Source organism: Streptomyces malaysiensis subsp. malaysiensis, from assembly GCF_040653035.1.
GTDB lineage: Bacteria > Actinomycetota > Actinomycetes > Streptomycetales > Streptomycetaceae > Streptomyces > Streptomyces malaysiensis.
Window position 1 is genome coordinate 11,539 of the sequence record NZ_JBEZNG010000024.1, and the last position, 17,797, is coordinate 29,335.

At 71.6% G+C, this 17,797-nt stretch carries 13 protein-coding genes; 8 read left to right on the forward strand and 5 right to left on the reverse strand.

From position 1 onward, the window contains the following. The first annotated feature begins 125 nt into the window (after positions 1-125). From AB0E24_RS35430 to AB0E24_RS35460, 7 genes are all read left to right on the forward strand, one after another. A complete protein-coding gene (locus AB0E24_RS35430; RefSeq protein ID WP_069865757.1) occupies positions 126-1,535 on the forward strand; it encodes a GlnX family signal transduction membrane protein in 1,410 nt (469 codons plus the stop codon). Next, positions 1,532-2,566: a glutamate ABC transporter substrate-binding protein gene (locus AB0E24_RS35435; protein ID WP_069865755.1), complete on the forward strand. Its 1,035-nt coding sequence runs from the start codon at positions 1,532-1,534 to the stop codon at positions 2,564-2,566. Before AB0E24_RS35430 ends, AB0E24_RS35435 begins: the two co-directional genes overlap by 4 nt. Before the next feature lie 171 nt (positions 2,567-2,737). Continuing rightward, positions 2,738-4,063, forward strand: a complete 1,326-nt coding sequence (locus tag AB0E24_RS35440) for a coiled-coil domain-containing protein (RefSeq protein ID WP_069865753.1) — start codon at positions 2,738-2,740, stop codon at positions 4,061-4,063. After that, on the forward strand, positions 4,060-6,678 hold the full coding sequence (locus AB0E24_RS35445; protein WP_359383368.1) for a serine/threonine-protein kinase: 2,619 nt from the start codon (positions 4,060-4,062) through the stop codon (positions 6,676-6,678). Before AB0E24_RS35440 ends, AB0E24_RS35445 begins: the two co-directional genes overlap by 4 nt. A gap of 3 nt (positions 6,679-6,681) precedes the next feature. Further along, positions 6,682-8,046, forward strand: a complete 1,365-nt coding sequence (locus tag AB0E24_RS35450) for a PP2C family protein-serine/threonine phosphatase (protein WP_359383370.1) — start codon at positions 6,682-6,684, stop codon at positions 8,044-8,046. Positions 8,047-8,068: 22 nt separating this feature from the next. Further along, positions 8,069-9,439 (forward strand): vWA domain-containing protein, encoded by a 1,371-nt coding sequence (locus AB0E24_RS35455; protein WP_359383373.1) that lies wholly within the window; start codon positions 8,069-8,071, stop codon positions 9,437-9,439. A 69-nt stretch (positions 9,440-9,508) separates the two neighbouring features. Beyond that, positions 9,509-10,636, forward strand: coding sequence for an FHA domain-containing protein (locus AB0E24_RS35460; protein WP_167501557.1), 1,128 nt, complete (start codon positions 9,509-9,511; stop codon positions 10,634-10,636). A gap of 50 nt (positions 10,637-10,686) precedes the next feature. On the opposite strand, the gene AB0E24_RS35465 is transcribed toward AB0E24_RS35460, so the two are convergent. Then, positions 10,687-11,922, reverse strand: a complete 1,236-nt coding sequence (locus AB0E24_RS35465) for a methyltransferase domain-containing protein (protein ID WP_359383376.1) — start codon at positions 11,920-11,922, stop codon at positions 10,687-10,689. A gap of 80 nt (positions 11,923-12,002) precedes the next feature. Here AB0E24_RS35465 and AB0E24_RS35470 point away from each other — a divergent pair, with 80 nt between their 5' ends. Further along, positions 12,003-12,407 (forward strand): globin, encoded by a 405-nt coding sequence (locus tag AB0E24_RS35470; RefSeq protein ID WP_069865742.1) that lies wholly within the window; start codon positions 12,003-12,005, stop codon positions 12,405-12,407. Between the two features lie 330 nt (positions 12,408-12,737). On the opposite strand, the gene AB0E24_RS35475 is transcribed toward AB0E24_RS35470, so the two are convergent. The 4 genes from AB0E24_RS35475 to AB0E24_RS35490 form a co-directional block, all read right to left on the reverse strand. Next, complete coding sequence (locus tag AB0E24_RS35475; RefSeq protein WP_359383378.1) at positions 12,738-13,625, reverse strand: DUF8185 domain-containing protein; 888 nt, start codon at positions 13,623-13,625, stop codon at positions 12,738-12,740. Then, complete coding sequence (locus AB0E24_RS35480; RefSeq protein ID WP_359383381.1) at positions 13,622-14,146, reverse strand: acyl-CoA thioesterase; 525 nt, start codon at positions 14,144-14,146, stop codon at positions 13,622-13,624. The genes AB0E24_RS35475 and AB0E24_RS35480 overlap by 4 nt, the downstream gene beginning before the upstream one ends. A 4-nt stretch (positions 14,147-14,150) precedes the next feature. Then, positions 14,151-15,815: an energy-dependent translational throttle protein EttA gene (gene ettA / locus AB0E24_RS35485; RefSeq protein WP_069866271.1), complete on the reverse strand. Its 1,665-nt coding sequence runs from the start codon at positions 15,813-15,815 to the stop codon at positions 14,151-14,153. A gap of 481 nt (positions 15,816-16,296) precedes the next feature. Next, a complete protein-coding gene (locus AB0E24_RS35490) occupies positions 16,297-17,694 on the reverse strand; it encodes a Cys-Gln thioester bond-forming surface protein (protein ID WP_069865737.1) in 1,398 nt (465 codons plus the stop codon). Positions 17,695-17,797: the final 103 nt, after the last annotated feature.

Genomic DNA, 17,797 nt, shown 5'->3' on the forward strand with positions numbered 1-17,797 from the left:
AAAGGGGAGGGAAGATCGCGATCCGAACAAGATCCAGGCTCGACCGGTGACCTCTCCTGGCGCCGCGGTCCATACTGCTGCGACATCGACCGCGACACCAAACATGGAATCCAGGGGGAGGTCTTGTGTCCCACGCGCCGACCACGGGCAGAGCCGCGCCGCCGCCCGCGCCCGCGGCCCCGCCGCGGACCGCGTGGAGTGAGGGGCTCGACCGGGCGCGGGCGGCGGCGACGACCGAGCCCGGCCGCCTGCGCGTCATCGGGGCGGTGCTGGCCGCGCTGGTGGTCGCGTTCGGCGCGGTCACGGCCTGGCAGGTCTCCGACCGGCAGACCGCGGCGGATGCCGTGGCCGAGCGCAGCCAGCCGCTGAGCGCCGACGCCGCGCAGATCTACCGCTCGCTGGCCGACGCGGACACCACGGCGACCGGGGGCTTCCTGGCCGGCGGCCAGGAGCCCATCAAGGTCCGGCAGCGCTACGAGCGGGACATCGACACCGCGTCCAAGCTGCTGGTGCGGGCCGCGGCCAATACGGAGGGCTCGTCCTCCGCCCGCGACGAGATACAGAAGATCAATCAACTGCTGCCGGTCTACACCGGCCTGGTCGACTCCGCGCGCGCCAACAACCGTCAGGGGCTCCCGCTGGGCGGCGCCTATCTGCGCTATGCCAACGACACCATGCGCGACCGGCTGCTGCCAGCCGCCGGGAGGCTCTACAAGGCGGAGACCGCCCGCCTCGGGGAGGACTACGAGGACGCCGAGGCATGGCCATGGGTGGCGATCGCCACCGGGCTCGTCGCACTGGGCGCGCTGGGCTGGGCCCAGCGCCGTGAGTACCAGCGGACGAACCGGGTGCTCAACCACGGCCTGCTCGCCGCCACGGCCGCCGCCACGGTGGTGATGCTGTGGCTGGTGGTCGGCCATGCCGTCGCCAGCACCGACCTCAGCGACTCCAACGACCACGGTGCGAAGTCCCTCCAGGTGCTCAACGAGGCGCGGATCGACTCCCTGCGCGCCCGCGCCGACGAGAATCTGACCCTGGTGGCGCGCGGCGCGGTCGTCGTCGACGAGGACGGCGCCGACAAGGGCAAGGACGCCTACGACGTCAGCTACGGCTCGCGGATGTCCGCGCTCGTGGGGAAGGCGTCGGGCGACGAGCCCGCTGAGGACAGCCTGCTGGACAAGGCGCGCGCCCTCGCGGACGACGACGCGGGCCGCGAGCCGGTGAAGAAGGCCGGCGAGAGGATCCGGGAGTGGCAGGTGCGGCACAAGGCCGCCCGCGCCGCGGATGACGGGGGCGACTACAAGACCGCGCTGGCAAAGATCATCGGCGCCAAGGACAGCACCGGCGAGTCCTTCGACGCGGTGGACAGCCAACTGGCCAAGGCCCTCGACCATGAGCAGCGGGAGTTCCAGCAGGCCGCCGACGACGGACGCGGCGCGTTCACCGCCATGCCGCTGGGCGCTGGTGTGCTGGCCTTCCTGGGAGCCGCGGGCGCGGTGCTGGGCATAGGCCGCAGACTGTCGGAGTACCGATGAGGACGATGGGGAGCGGAAGCATGCGATCGCTGCGATCGGCCGCCGCGGTGACGGTATGCGCCCTGGGCGTGGCCACGGCCATCACGGTGCCGGCGATGATGGACGACGGCGACGGCGACGCCAAGGGCGGTGCGCCGCGCCCGCGTACGGTGCGGGCCGGAGCCGAGGCCGCCGCCGACAGCTGCCGCGATCCCGAGGCGAGCCTGCGCCCGTCGAGCGCCAGCGGCCCGGCCATCAAGCGGATCAAGAACCGTGAGGTCAACGGCCATAAGCTCAACAAGCTGATCGCGGGCGTCGACCAGAACAGCTACCGCTGGGGCTACCGCGACCCGGCCACCGGCGACCTCACCGGCTTCGACATCGACCTGGTGCACGCCATAGCCGAGGACATATTCGGCGATCCGGACGCGGTCATCTTCCGCACCATCCCCACCAGTCAGCGCATCAAGGCCCTTCAGGAGGGCAAGGTGGACGTGGTGGTGCGCACCATGACCATCAACTGCGAGCGGATCAAGGACGTCGCGTTCTCCACCGCGTACTTCCAGGCCGGGCAGCAGGTGCTGGTCCCCGACGACTCGTCCATCACCGGCTACAACAAGACCCTGCGCGGCAAGAAGGTCTGCACCGCACAGGGTTCCACCGCCGAGGCCGAGCTGGACAAGCCGGACACCGGGGCCGAGCAGCTGGGCGCGATCAAGGTGAAGCCCGTTCCCAACCAGCTGGACTGCCTGGTCAGGCTCCAACTCGGCGAGGTGGACGCGGTGATCACCGACAATGCGCTGGCGGCCGGCCAGGCGGCCCAGGACCCCTCCGTCAAGCTGGTCGGCTCGCGATTCACCGATGAGTTCTACGGCGTGGCGATGAACAAAGACGACGACGACCTGGTACGCCGGGTCAACAAGGTTCTGGAGAACTACCGTCAGGGCGGTGCCGGCAGCCCCTGGATGCAGGCTTACCAGAAGTGGCTCGCCAAGGACTTCAGCACGACACAGGAGAATCCGACACCACCCGTCCCCGAATACAAGGACTAGCGCGGACAAGGGCCGACAGGGACGAGGACCGCGCGCACGAGCAGGACGGACCCGGACACATCGGGCACGAGCAAGGATCACGGACCGGCAAGGATTAGCACCCGCCTCACACGCGTAGGGATGACGCAGCAGACGGATCACATAACGGTTACGGACATGGAGAGGTGATCGATGGGGGTCCCGGGACCCTTCCCCAGCTTCGCGGGGGCACCTGACGGCCCGGTCATGGGCCGCGAGGAGGTGGACCGCGCGCTGGCGAAGCTCGCCGCCGAACACGAGGCGATCGAGTCCTCGCTGCTCGCCCTCCAGGACCACGCGGGCAGAAGGCTGCTCGAGGGCGCCGAGCTCACGGGCGTCACCAAGGACCGGTGGTCCACCACCGAGCAGGCCATCTCTCTCCTGTGGAGCTACTTCGACGCGTACTCCGAGGCCCTCACCCGGGCCCGTGAGGTGCGCTCCCGTCACCGCTGGCCCGCGCAGAGCGAGTTGGCCGAGCTCACCGAGCTGCTGTGCGGTACGGCGATCACCCTCCCCAGCAGCGCCACGCTGGGCGGTTCGCCCCTGCTCAGCGAGGAGTTGAGCCTGGACCGGCTGGTCGACCGGATGAACCGCTGGTACGCCGAGGCCCTCAACGTGATCGTCAGCGCCGACGCCGTATGGTCCGCGCTGCCCGCCCGGATCGACATGCTCTCCGCCGAGCTGCACCGCACCCGTTCGCTCGCCCACTCCGTCGGGGTGCGCCCCGGTGAGCACCCCTCGGGGGACGATCTGGAGCAGATCACCGCCGAGTTGACCGCGCTGCGCACCGAAGTGGTCTCCGATCCGCTGGCCTTCTGGAAACCGGCCAGCGGCAGCTCCGCGCCCGGCGGCGGCAGCCCCGACACCGAGCGCTATGACCGCGCCGCCCGCGCCCTGGAGGATGTGCGGCGGGAGATCGAGGCGGTCCTGGATGTGCGGCAGGACGCGGAGCGGCGGCTGATGCGGCTGCGGGATGTGCTCTCCCGCGCGGACCGCACCCTGGCGGAGGCGCGCCAGGCGCGCGGTGAGGTGCTCGCGAAGATCGCGGCATCGGAGGTTCCGGCCGTCAGCGGCCCGCCGACCGCACTGCACGAGCAGCTGGTGGCCGCCGCCGACTATCGCAGGCGCTCCCAGTGGCACCGGCTCTCGCCGCTGCTGGAGAGCCTGGAGCAGCGCGCCGACGACGAGCTGCTGCGGGCCCGCGAGTCGCTGACCGCGGTCACCGCGCCGCTGGCGGTCCGCGCGGAGCTGCGCGGCCGCCTCGACGCGTACAAGGCGAAGCTCGCCCGCCATGGCATGGCGGAGGATCCGCTGCTGACAGAGCGGTATGACGTGGCCCGCCGGATGCTGTGGAGCGCCCCGTGCGATCTGCGGGCCGCCGAACAAGCCGTGCTGCGCTATCAGCAGGCGGCGGCCGAGACCCTGGTGCCACGCCAGTCGGGTCCGGCCGGCAAAGGGATCGAGGGAGGCACGGAATGAGTGCGGCGGTCGTCGTCTGCCAGCGGCGTGACTGCGGCGGGTCCTACGAGGACGTGGGCGGAGGTGAGCTGTACTGCGATGTCTGCGGTATGGCTCCGGTCGTCTCACCGCAGGGGATGGTGGCCTCACCACCCACCGGGATCACCGGGCAGGGCGGACCGGGCGGGAGTTCCTTCTCCCCCGGCGGGAGTTCCTCCTCCCACCTCGGGAGCCCCTCCTCCCACCTCGGGAGCTCCTCGTCCCACCTCGGGAGCTACTCGTCGCGCGGCGGAGACCACTCGTCGTCGTCCGGGCGGGACTCCTCGTCCGGGGCCTCGAGCCGGTCACGTTCGGCACGCTCCTCCTCGTCCCGACGCTCGGTATCCGGGCGGCTGTCCCGCGCCATGTCGGGGCGGGCCTCGTCGCGTTCGGTCTCGGTGCGCAGCTCCCGCTCGGCCACGGCGGCCTCCTCGGCGCGGAACGCACTGGGCGCCGGTCTGGTCAGCGTCCCGGATGTGCCGCGGCCCGATCCGCGGACGGCGGTGCTCGCGGACCCGGAGGTCCCCGAGCGGAAGCGGTTCTGTAGCCGTGGGGACTGCGGTGCCCCGGTGGGCCGCGCCCGTGGCGAACGGCCGGGCCGTACGGAGGGGTTCTGCACCAAGTGCGGCCATCCGTACTCGTTCGTACCGAAGCTGAACCCCGGTGACATCGTCCACGGCCAGTACGAGATCGCGGGCTGTCTGGCACACGGCGGGCTCGGCTGGATCTATCTGGCCATCGACCGTGCGGTGTCGGACCGCTGGGTGGTCCTCAAGGGCCTGCTGGACACGGGCGACGAGGAGGCCCTCGCGGCCGCCGTCTCCGAGCGCCGCTTCCTCGCCGAGATCGAGCACTCCAACATCGTCCGGATCTACAACTTCGTCGAACATCTCGACCAGCGCACCGGCAGCCTCGACGGCTATATCGTCATGGAGTACGTGGGCGGCAAGTCCCTGAAGGACATCGCCAACGCCCGCCGCACCGAGGAGGGCCGGCGCGATCCGCTGCCGGTGGAGCAGGCGTGTGCCTACGGCATCGAGGCGCTGGAGGCGCTCGGCCATCTGCACAGCCGCAATCTCCTCTACTGCGACTTCAAGGTCGACAACGCCATTCAGCAGCAGGACCAGCTCAAGCTGATCGACATGGGCGCGGTCCGGCGGATGGACGACCACGACAGCCCCATCTACGGCACGGTCGGCTACCAGGCCCCCGAGATCTCGGAGACCGGACCGTCGATCGCCTCCGATCTCTACACGGTGGCGCGCACCCTCGCCGTGCTCACCTTCGACTTCCAGGGCTATACGAACGTCTTCGTGGACTCCCTGCCGGACCCCGAGCACATCGAGGTCTTCCGGCGCTATGAATCCTTCTACCGGCTGCTGGTGCGGGCCACCGACCCGGACCCGGGCCGCCGTTTCGCCTCCGCGCGGGAGATGGCCGACCAGCTGACCGGGGTGCTGCGGGAGGTCGTGGCGCTCCAGACCGGGCGGCCCCGGCCGGCCCTGTCCACCCTCTTCGGGCCGGAACCACGCGTCGTGGATACCGAGTTGTTCGCCGACGACGGCAAGGATCCGTCCCTGCTGGGCTCCCGGCCCATCGGCGGGAGCGCCACCGCGCCGGTCCCCGCGCAGCGGCCGCCGGGCCCGCTGGCCCTGCCGCTGCCCGCCATCGCCACGCTGGACGGACCGGCCACCGCGCTGGCGCTCCCGGTGCCGCTGGTGGACTCCGACGACCCCAACGCCGGGTTCCTGGCCGGGCTGCTGGCCGCCGACCCCGCCGAGGTGACCGCCGCGCTGCGGACCGCGCCCGTGGACTCGGTCGAGCTGCGGCTGCGCCGGGTGCGCGCCCAGCTGGAGCTGGGCCAGCAGCATGACGCGGGCGTGGCGCTCACCGGCCTGGAGGCCGCGTACAGCGACGACTGGCGGATCGTCTGGTACCGGGGGCTGCACTCGCTGGCCACCGGCGACCGCGAGACGGCCGCGCTCTCCTTCGACGCCGTCTACGACGCGTTCCCCGGTGAGCCCGCGCCCAAGCTGGCGCTCGGCGTCTGCGCCGAGCTGCTGGGCCAGTTGGACAACGCCGCGGAGTACTACCGGCTGGTGTGGGCCACCGACCCCAGCTTTGTGAGCGCGCCCTTCGGCCTCGCCCGGGTCCTGCTGTGCTCCGGGGACCGGGCGGGCGCGGTGCACGCCCTGGAGTCGGTGCCGGAGTCCTCGATCCACTACACGGCGGCGCGGGTCGCCGCCGTACGGGCCAGGCTGCGCCAGCGCGCCCCGTACGACGCCCTGCTGGGCGATCTGGCGGCCTCGGCCGTCCAGGTCGAGCGGCTGGGCGAGTTCGGTCTTGACGCGGTGCGGCGCGAGCGGCTGCGTACGGAGGTCCTGGGCATCGCCCTGGATTGGGTACTGTCCGGCAGCAGCGGGGCACCCCCGGGGCACAACCGGCCGTCTCTGCTCGGCAGCAGCCTGGACGAGCGTGGGCTGCGCTTCGGATTGGAGCGCTCGTACCGTGTACTCGCCAGACTCGCGCAGCGTGGCGAGGAGAGGATCGAACTGGTGGAGCGGGCCAACCGCTTCCGCCCCAAGACGTGGGTGTGATCGATGTCGCAGATGCCGCAGCCGCCCCGGCTGTCAGCCTGCCCGACCTGTGCAGAACCGCCGCAGGCGGGGGACAGATACTGCGATCGGTGCGGTGCCGATCTGGAGGCGGCGGCCGCGCCGACGGCGCGGGTGCCCGCCGACCAGCCGGTGCCCCCGCAGATGAACGGGGCGGCGCGGTCCACCCACCAGGAGCCGGAGCCGGACGACTACGAGCTGGCCGCCCCGGCCCCCGACGGGTACGAGCGGATGGCCGATCCGCGGTCCGCGGCAGAGCCGGGCGCGGCCGAGGCGGCGTTCGGCACGGCCGAGGCGGCGCCACTCGCCGAGGCCGGCCTGCCTCTGGAGTCCAACGCGAGTACGCACACCAGCGCGGCGACCAGCACGGTCAGCGGAGCGGGCACCGGCACCGGGGCGGACCCGCGGCTGCCCGGCGGTGACCACCGCCCCCGGTGCGCCGCATGCCAGGAGGGCACCATCGACCAGGACGGATACTGCGAGCGCTGCGGACACGTCCAGGCACGCGAACGCGACCATATGGAAAGCGAGTTGGAGGGCATCGCTGCCGCCACCGACCGGGGGCTGCGCCACCACCGCAACGAGGACGCGTTCATGGTGTCCTCCGCCGAGCTGCCCGACGGCTCACCCGTCACGGTCGCGGTGGTGTGCGACGGGGTCTCCTCGGCCACCCGCCCCGACGACGCCTCGGCCGCCGCCGCCCATGCGGCGAGCACGGCGCTGCGGACCTCGCTGCCCCGCGGCGCCCACCCCCAGCAGGCCATGAACGAGGCGATCATCGCCGCCGCCGACGCGGTCAACTCCCTGGCGATGGAGACCGGCGCGGCCGCTCCGCACCACGAGGGGCAGCGCCATCAGAACGCACCGGCCTGCACCATCGTCGGCGCCGTCGTCACCAGCGACATCCTCACCATCGGCTGGGTCGGGGACAGCCGTGCCTACTGGGTCCCCGACGACCGTACGGCCCCGCCCGCCCGGCTCACCGAGGACGACTCCTGGGCGGCCCAGATGGTGGCCGCGGGGCTGATGACGGAGGCGGAGGCGTACGCGGACGAGCGCGCCCACGCCATCACCGGCTGGCTCGGGGCGGACGCCTATGAGCTGGAGCCCCACACGGCCTCCTACAAGCCGGACCGGCCGGGCGTCGTGGTGGTGTGCACCGACGGGCTGTGGAACTACGCCGAGTCGGCGGAGCAGATGGCCCGCGCGGTGCCGCCGGACGCCCGCGCCCGCCCGCTGAACAGCGCACAGGTCCTGGTCGGCTACGCCCTGGACGGCGGGGGCCACGACAACGTAACAGTGGCGGTCGTGCCGTTCCCCGCTGCCCCGGGCCGGGCAGGATCCGCCTGACGGTCGCCAAGGAGCGGAAGACATGGCCCACTTCTCCACCCCCGATGCGCCGCGGTTCTCGGTCGAGGTCTACCAGAACGAGTACCTCCCCACCGGAGGCCGCGAAGTGAACGCGATCATCACCGTCACCTCGGCGGGCGGCGGGGCCACGGCAAGGCGGCCCATCCCCGCCCCCGGCGTCCACGACAGCGCGTCCGGCCAGGGCGGCGCCCCCGCCCGCGCGGCCGTGGTGATCATGGTGGACTGCTCCGGCTCCATGAACTATCCGCCGACGAAGATGCACCACGCGCAGGAGGCGACCGCCGCCGCGATCGACACCGTGCGCGACGGGGTGGCCTTCTCCGTGGTGGCGGGCACCCACAAGGCGGTCGAGGTCTTCCCGGGCAACGGACGGCTGGCCATCGCCGATCCGCTCACCCGCGCCCAGGCCAAGGAGGCGCTGCGGGACCTGCGTCCGGGCGGTGGCACCGCGATCGGCACCTGGCTGCTGCTGGCCGACGAGTTGTTCGGCTCCGCCGACGCCACGATCCGGCACGGCATCGTGCTCACCGACGGCCGGAACGAACATGAGGAGCCGCACCGGCTGCGGGCCGTACTCAACGCCTGCGGGGGCCGCTTCACCTGCGATGCCCGCGGGGTCGGCACGGACTGGGAGGTGGAGGAGGTCACCGCGATCGCCGCCGCCCTGCTCGGAACGGCCGATATCGTAGCCGATCCCGCCGGACTCGCCGCGGACTTCACGCGGATGATGGAGACGGCGATGGGCAAGGAGATCGCCGACGTCAGCCTCCGGCTGTGGACCCCGAAGGGCGCCGAAGTGGCGTATGTGAAACAGGTCGCACCGACGGTCGAGGATCTGACCGCCCGGCGCACCGAGGCAGGTCCGCGCACGGGCGACTACCCCACCGGGTCATGGGGCGATGAGTCCCGCGACTATCACTTGTGTGTCAAGGTTCCGGCGGCGGAGGTCGGCCAGGAGATGCTCGCGGTCAGGATCTCCCTGGTTCAACAGCCGCCCGATGGAGTCGGCAGCCCGCCGAGCCCGCTGGCGCAGGGGCTGGTGCGAGCGGTGTGGACCGATGACCTGGTCGTCTCCACCGCGATGAATCCGCAGGTGGCGCACTATACGGGCCAAGCCGAACTGGCACACGCCATCCAACAGGGCATGAATGCCCGCAAGTCCGGCGATTCCGAACAAGCGACCGCGAAACTGGGGCGTGCCGTACAGCTGGCGACCGCGTCGGGGAACGAGGACACGGCGAAACTGCTTGCGAAGGTGGTGGACGTGCTCGATGCGGCGGCAGGTACTGTGCGACTGAAAGCGAAGGTCGCGGAGGCGGACGAGATGACACTCGAAACGCGCTCCACCAAGACAGTTCGCGTCAAGAAATAGCACATAGACAGCACTCACGTAGCACTCCTTGGCAGAAACGCCAAGAACGCCACAAGAGGGGGATCCGACATGCCGACCTGTCCCAACGGCCACCAATCGGCGGCCGACGACTGGTGCGAGGTGTGCGGCCACCGGATGTCGGGGACACCCATGCCCTCCGGTGCCGTCCCACCACCATCGCCCATGCCAAACGGCCCTGGCGTGCCCGTGCCACCGGGTGGCTACGGCAGTCCGGGGCCCGGCGGTCCGCCACCACCCGGCGGCGCGGGCGGCTACGGCTATCCGGCGCAGCAGCAGGAGCTGTGCCCGCAGTGCCGTACACCGCGTGAGGCGCAGGCTCCGTTCTGTGAGGAGTGCCGCTTCAACTTCCAGACGCATGTGCCCTCTCCGTACGGGCCGCCCCAGGGCGGTTACGCGCCGCCGCAGCAGCCCGGCCCCGGGGGGCCGCACGCCCCGCACCCGACACAGGGCGGCGCCCATCAGGCCACCGGCCCGGGGTTCGGCGGCGACAGCGACTGGACGCTTCCGCCGCCGCAGCACGGCACGCCCCCCAACGGCGCGCCGCAGCAGGGCGCCCACGGCCAGGGCCCGCCCCAGGCCCCGCAGCAGTACGGCTACGGCTACCCGCAGGCTCCGGCGCCCCCCGCCCAGCCGTACGGGAACGAGGGTTACGCCCCGCCGCAGCAGCAGGGGCCGGGGCACCAGCCGCAGCAGCACCATGGCGCCCCGCAGCAGCACGCGGCGCCCGGCGGCGCCCAGTTCGGGCAGGCCGGGCCCCCGCCTGCGGCGCCCGGAAACTGGATAGCGGTCGTCGCCCCGGACCGTGAGTACTTCATGGCGATGATGAACCGCAGCGGCCCGGAGGCCGCCGGGCTGAACCTCCCGGCCTACTCCCCCGAGCAGCAACTGCCGCTCAACGGCCACCAGATCACCATCGGCCGGCGCCGCCACAGCACCGGTGAGGCCCCCGACATCGACCTCGGGCGCCCGCCCGAGGACCCGGGCGTCTCACATCAGCACGCGCTCCTCGTCCAGCAGCCCGACGGCGTCTGGGCGGTCGTCGACCAGGACTCGACGAACGGGACGACGATCAACGGGGGCGACGAGCCGATCCAGCCGTTCGTGCCGGTCCCGCTCCGGGACGGCGACCGCGTCCACGTAGGCGCCTGGACGACCATCACGGTGCGCCGGGGCTGAGGGCGGGACGGGCGGAGCGGAACCGGGGGAACCGGGGGAGCCGGGGGAAGCTAGCGGTACGGGAAGGGCTGAAGTCGGCCGGGAGGGCCCAGCGGCCAGCCGTAGGCGCCCTCCGGGTCATCCAGCCAGGCCCATTGCCGATCGCCCCGCACCGTCACTCCGTAGCGCTCCCGCCCCGGCCTGCCCTCGTGCTCCCACAGCGCGAGGGCCTCGACCGGCTCCATATGGCCCGCGGCCACGTTCAGCAGGAAGCGGAAGGAGTCGTCCAGCAGCGGCCGGGACGGCAGACCGTGCGTGGGCACCTGAGGCGGCGGACCGCTGCCGCGCAGCGGAACGAAGTACGCGGGGATGGCCAGAAAGCGCCCCTCGGCATGGCGGGCGTCGGCGACCCTCAGGGCGATCAGCCCGGTCGCGAGCGGCGTCAGGATCAGCGCGTCCGGGCGGCACTGGCCGAGCCATGCGGACGGGATGGACGCCACGGCGCAGGTGGCGATGATCCGGTCGTAGGGCGCGTGCAGCGGACAGCCGCGTGCCCCGTCGCCCGTGACGACCGCGGGGCGGAACCCGGCCGCGGCCAGATGGTTACGGGCGGCCTCGGTGATCTCCGGGTCGAGGTCGAGCGTGGTGACGTGGGCATCGCCGAGCCGATGGGCCAGCAGCGCGGCGTTGTAGCCGGTGCCCGCGCCGATCTCGAGCACCCGGTCCCCGTCCCGCACCTGGAGCGCGTGCAGCATCCGCGCCATCAGCGACGGCTGGCTGCTGGAGGTGATCAGCTCACCGTCGCGCACTCGTGTGGCGAGCGGGGCGTCCGCGTAGGCGCCGGCCAGCCAGCGGGCCCGCCGCAGCGGGTGGGGGTCGTCGCGCCACAGCCGGGTGTAGCCGACCGTCCCACGCACCGCACCGGCCTCTCCCGCTTCCCCGGCCCCTGCTGCCCCACCGCCAGGCACACCGGCCCCCGTACTCGCCGCCGCCGTGCCGGGTGCACCCGCTGCCGTGCTCGCCGCACCGGCCGCCGTGCCTGCTGCGGCGACCGCCGTGCCCGCCTCCCCCGGCGCGCCCGTTTCGTAGTAGTAGGGCACGAAGAGATGGCGTGGCACCTCCTCGAAGGCGGTTCGCCAGGCGGGGTCCGTGAGCCCGCCGCCCGCCACGATCTCCCGGACCAGCCCGGTCCGTAGCGCCGCGGCCTCCTGGGCATAACCATCGGCCTCCCGGCGCGTACGCTCCGGCCGCGCCACACGCCCCGCGGCGTCCGGCGCACTGCGTGTGCTCCCGCCCGTGCTGCCCATGACTCCACTCTCCTGCGCCCGCCCCCGGGCCGCGACCCACACCCCCTTTTCCGGACGGGGGCGTCTGAGAGCATGGAGGCGTGAAAGAGATTCCGCGAGGCACACTTCAGGAGCAGACCTTCTACGAGCAGGTCGGCGGCGAGCAGACCTTCCGGCGTCTGGTCCACCGCTTCTACCAGGGGGTCGCGGAGGACCCGCTGCTCCGGCCGATGTACCCCGAGGAGGACCTGGGACCGGCCGAGGAGCGGCTCACACTCTTCCTGATGCAGTACTGGGGCGGCCCCCGCACCTACAGCGACAACCGCGGCCATCCGCGGCTGCGTATGCGCCACGCACCCTTCACCGTGAACCGCGCCGCCCATGACGCCTGGCTGCGCCATATGCGCGACGCGGTCGACGAGCTGGAGCTGGCCCCGGAACTCGATCGTCAGCTGTGGCACTACCTCACCTACGCCGCCGCCTCCATGATCAACACAGAGGGCTGACCCCCCGGCGGGGCCCGGGGCCCCGGGCGGGACCCGGCAGGCTCGGGCGGGCGTCAGGCTGGCTCGGGCAGACACCGGCGTGGGCTCGGGCGGGACTCAGCGGGTTCCGGCGGGTTTCGGCGGGCTCAGGCGGGCCCCCAGCAGGCTCAGCAGACACCGGCGTGGGCTCGGGGGCGGGACCCCGCGGGCTCATTGCCCCGTCAGACACCGGCAGGACCCGGCAGACACCCGGCAGGCTCGGGCAGACGCCCGGCGGGCTCAAGCGGGCCCCGGCAGGCTCAAGCAGACACCGGCAGGACCCGGCAGACGCCCGGCAGGCACCCGGCGGGCTCAGGCGGGGGTGACGGGCAGGCCGGACAGGCCCGACGTACGTACCGCGATCGAGCCGTACGGGGTGCGCAGCCGCAGCCAGCCGCCCGCGGCGAGCAGCGCCAGCGGCTCGGCCATGGCGTCGGGCGCGGCGGTGGCCACACCCCCACCGGCGCCCTGGGCGGTGGCGGCCGGCGCCGCCGCCCGGACCGGGCGCAGGAAGCCCAGCGACTGAGCGGCATGGACGGCGCGCAGCGGAAGCCCGGTGTCGCCGAGCGTGCGGGTCCAGATCTCACGGCCGATGCGGTCGCGCTCGGCGCGCGTACGGCGCTCCTCGGGGAGCGCCGTGTCGCGGGCCCGGAACTCGGCGACGGCGGCGGCCACCGCCCCGCGGACCTCGTCCACGCCCGGCAGCCCGCTCACCCGGCGCCAGCCGCCCCGCGGCGGCAGCACCCCGGCCCATGGAGGGCCGGTGACGGCCTGCGGCACGGTGACCACCAGGCCCCGGTCATGGCTCTGGGACGGCCCGTCGACGGTCCGCCCGGCCCGCGCCGTGTCCAGCGCGTCCGCGAACTCACCGGCCGAGACCGTGGTGTCCAGCGCACCCGGCCCGCCCGCCGCCCCGGCCGACGTACCCGATGTATCCGACGTGCCCGACACGGTCGACGTGCCCGACGCGGACGAGGTGCCCGACGTGGCCTCCGTGCCGACGATCGCGTCGAGCCGCGCCGTACGGATCGCGAGGACCTCGAAGGACGGCGGCCGGCCGAAGACGGCGAGCACACCGCCGCCCGCCTGGAGCCGCACCGCCGCCGCACGGTCGTAGTGGATCAGCCGGGCCAGGAAGGCGGCGAGATCGGCCGCCTCCCCGGCGTCGGCGAAGTGGAGCTCCTGGCTGGAGGCCGTCATACCGAGACGGCCCCTTCCGGCCGCTCAGCACCATCCGCGGACCCATCGGACCCATCGGACCCGCTGGATCCGGCGGGCTTCGTGGACGCCTTACGGGCGCTTTTCTTCACCGGGTCCGGCTCCAGGTACTCGGTCAGGAACTTCTCCTCTTCCGGGGTCACCCGGCGCGGGCGGCCCTGGTCGAGGTCGTAGGGCACGATACGGGTGGCGGCACGCACATACAGGGCGTCCTCGTCCTTGATCTCATAGCGCAGCGTGAGATACGCGGCCTTGATCTCCGTCACCCAGGTCTCGACCGTGACCGGCCGGTGCCGGTGGACGAGGGGCTTCAGATAGTCGATCTCATGCCGGGCCACGACCACGCCGCCGGTGAACGCGTCACTCCCGTTCCCCGGCGCCAGCCGCCACATGAAGTCGACCCGCGCCTCCTCCAGATAGCGGAGGAAGGTCACGTTGTTGACGTGGCCGAACGCGTCCATGTCGGACCAGCGCAGGGGACAGGGGTAGATATGGCGTGCCATCCACTCAGCCCCGGGTCAGCTTCTTGTAGGTGGCGCGGTGCGGACGGGCCGCGTCCGGGCCGAGCCGCTCGACCTTGTTCTTCTCGTACGCCTCGAAGTTGCCCTCGAACCAGAACCACTTGGAGTCGCCCTCGTACGCCAGGATGTGCGTGGCGACGCGATCGAGGAACCAGCGGTCGTGGGAGACGACCACGGCACAGCCGGGGAAGTCCAGCAGCGCGTTCTCCAACGAGGAGAGGGTCTCCACGTCGAGGTCGTTGGTGGGCTCGTCGAGGAGCAGCAGATTGCCGCCCTGCTTGAGGGTGAGCGCGAGGTTGAGGCGGTTGCGCTCACCGCCGGAGAGCACCCCGGCCGGCTTCTGCTGGTCCGGGCCCTTGAAGCCGAACGCGGAGACATAGGCCCGGGACGGCATCTCGACCTGGCCGACGTTGATGTAGTCGAGCTCGTCGGAGACGACCGCCCACAGCGTCTTCTTGGGGTCGATGTTGGCGCGGCTCTGGTCGACGTAGGAGATCTTGACGGTCTCGCCGACCTTGATGGAGCCCGCGTCGGCGCTCTCCAGGCCCTGGATCATCTTGAACAGCGTGGTCTTACCGGCGCCGTTGGGGCCGATGACGCCGACGATGCCGTTGCGCGGGAGGGTGAAGGACAGGTCGTCGATCAGGACCTTCTCACCGAACGCCTTGGAGAGGTGCTCCACCTCGACCACGACACTGCCCAGGCGCGGGCCCGGCGGGATCTGGATCTCCTCGAAGTCCAGCTTCCGGGTCTTCTCGGCCTCGGCCGCCATCTCCTCGTAACGGGTCAGACGGGCCCTGGACTTGGCCTGGCGGCCCTTGGCGTTGGAGCGGACCCACTCCAGCTCTTCCTTGAGGCGCTTGGCGCGCTTGGCGTCCTTCTGGCCCTCGACCTTCAGCCGGGCCTGCTTCTTCTCGAGGTAGGTGGAGTAGTTGCCCTCGTAGCCGATGGCGCGGCCGCGGTCGAGCTCCAGGATCCACTCGGCCACGTTGTCCAGGAAGTACCGGTCGTGGGTGATGGCCACGACGGTGCCGTCGTACTTGGCGAGGTGCTGCTCCAGCCAGTTGACGGACTCGGCGTCCAGGTGGTTGGTGGGCTCGTCCAGCAGCAGCAGGTCGGGCGCCTCCAGCAGCAGCTTGCAGAGCGCGACCCGGCGCTTCTCCCCACCGGAGAGATTGACGACCGGCCAGTCACCGGGCGGGCAGCCGAGGGCGTCCATGGCCTGGTCGAGCTGGGCGTCCAGGTCCCACGCGTTGGCGTGGTCCAGCTCCTCCTGGAGCTTGCCCATCTCCTCCAGCAGCTGATCGCTGTAGTCGGTCGCCATCTGTTCGGCGATCTCGTTGAAGCGGTCCAGCTTCCCCTTGGTCGTCGCCACGCCGTCCTGGACGTTCTCCAGCACGGTCTTGGACTCGTCCAGCGGAGGCTCCTGGAGCAGGATGCCGACGCTGTAGCCGGGCGAGAGGAAGGCGTCACCATTGGACGGCTGCTCCAGGCCGGCCATGATCTTCAGCACCGTCGACTTACCGGCGCCGTTGGGGCCCACGACACCGATTTTCGCGCCGGGCAGAAAGCTCAGCGTGACATCGTCGAGGATCACCTTGTCGCCGTGCGCCTTGCGCGTCTTGCGCATGGTGTAGATGAACTCAGCCAAGAGAAACCGTCCGGCAATCTGGTAGGTATCGAGGTGCGGCTCCGTCGCGGCGTCCATATCCGTGGCAGCTCCACCGCGTGAGAGCAGATACACCCCATCTTGCCGTACGGCCAGCCCGAGGCGGAAACCCGTTTGGTCCGGCGTGCGGCACGGGTCCGGCGTCCGCGGCCCCCACGACGCGACATACGGCCTTCGCGACGCGGCCTACGGCCCTCGCGGCACGGCATCCGCGCCCCTCAGAGCGCGAGCCTCCACGACTCCGGTGAAGCGACATCCCCGGCCCTCACGACGCGAACATCCGAGGCCCAAGCGAGGCGAACGCGATCCCGGCGACGCGCATATCCGAGGCCCGAGCGAGCCGAAGGGCCGGAGCCTCCGTGAGGCTCCGGCCCTCCATCGCCGCGCTTTCGATGATCACCACATCCGGTGACCGTCGCTTCACTCAGCGATCACTGCTGCCCTGGCGTCGCCGCCGTGGCATTCACTGGCCCGCGGGCGCCTTCTTCTTGCGGACGAAGAAGACCGCGCCGCCACCGACCACGACCAGCGCCACGGCGATGCCCGCGATCATCGGGGTGTTGCTGCTGCTACCGGTCTCGGCCAGGTCGCCACCGGAGGTGTCGCCGCCGGTGCCGCTGCCGCCCGCCGACGCGGGGCTCGGCTGCGAGGAGGGGGTGTCGCTGCCGCCGCTGCTGGCGGTCTTGCAGTCGAGAACGCCGGAGAAGGTCTTCTCGAAGCCGTTCGGACCGGTGATGGTGAACTTGTAGCTCTGGTCCTCCTTCACCGGGGCGGTGATGGTCTTCGACTGACCCGCCTCGACGGTGTACTTCTGGTCCAGCAGCTCGAAGGTGAACGCCTCGTCGCCCTTGTTGCTGGCCGTGATGTCCACGCCGCCCTTGGCGCAGTCCTTCTCGGCGGAGACCGCCGGGACGGCACCCTTCTTCGCCCAGTTCGCGGTGGCGGTGGCGGAGACGGTGCTCTCGCTGGAGCCGGCCAGGATCTGCGTCTGGCTCTTGGTGGCACTGGCGAACGCGCGGCCCACCGGAACCTTGGTGGCGGCCTGGGCGGTCAGCGTGGCGGAGCCGTCCGCCGCGCCCTCCGGCACGTCGAAGTACACCTCGCCGCCGTCGGCGGCGCTGGTGAGGGTCTTGCCGGTCTTGTCGACCAGCTTGACGCCCGCACCCGCGGCCTCGGTGCCCGGGGTCAGGGTGACGCTGTCGGCGTTGGTGTGGACCTTGACCGGGCCGAGCCGCTCACCGGCCTTGCCGGAGACGGCCGGCGGGTCGAGGCTCAGCGACGCCTTGGGCTCCTGGAGGTTCTGAGCGCTCTTCTCCAGGTAGTCGGCCAGCTTCTCGGCCTGCGGGTCGGCCGCGTCGACCTTCGCGTTGTCGGAGAAGCGCCAGATGGCGACCTGAGTACCCGCGGCGGCGGTCTTCTCGGTAAGAGCCCCGGCACCGGCCGTCTTCGCCAGTGCGTCGAGGTCGTTCACCTGCGGGTAGGAGTTCTGGAGAATCCAGTTGATCTTGCCCGCGTTGGGGTTGTTGGCCAGCGACGTCTCGGCCCAGGACTTCTCTTCGTACTTCGCCTTGTTCTGCGTCGGGTTATGCAGATCAATGCAGTACGTCTGGATGGAACCGCCGTTGTCCACCGACATCTCGAAGAGACCGGCGCCGACCTGCTGGTCCTTGCCGTTGTCGTGGATGATGGCCTTGTCGAACGTCTTGAGACCGCCCAGCGTGGCGGCCGCGCCGCCCTGGCTCGGGGGCGCGTCATCGGCGGCGGCGGTACCGGCGGTGACCATCGCGCCCGCCGCGACCAGACCGGACGCCAGAACGGCGGCGGCAAGACGAGCAGTGCCGCGCCTTCTTACAGAAATCATGGTTTCCCCTCCGGGCGAGCGCCAGTCAGTTGGTGCGCCTCGCCAGCGAACTCAAAACTCAAGGAACCCCCGTTGGGTACGCAGGGATCCTAGGGAGAAAGGA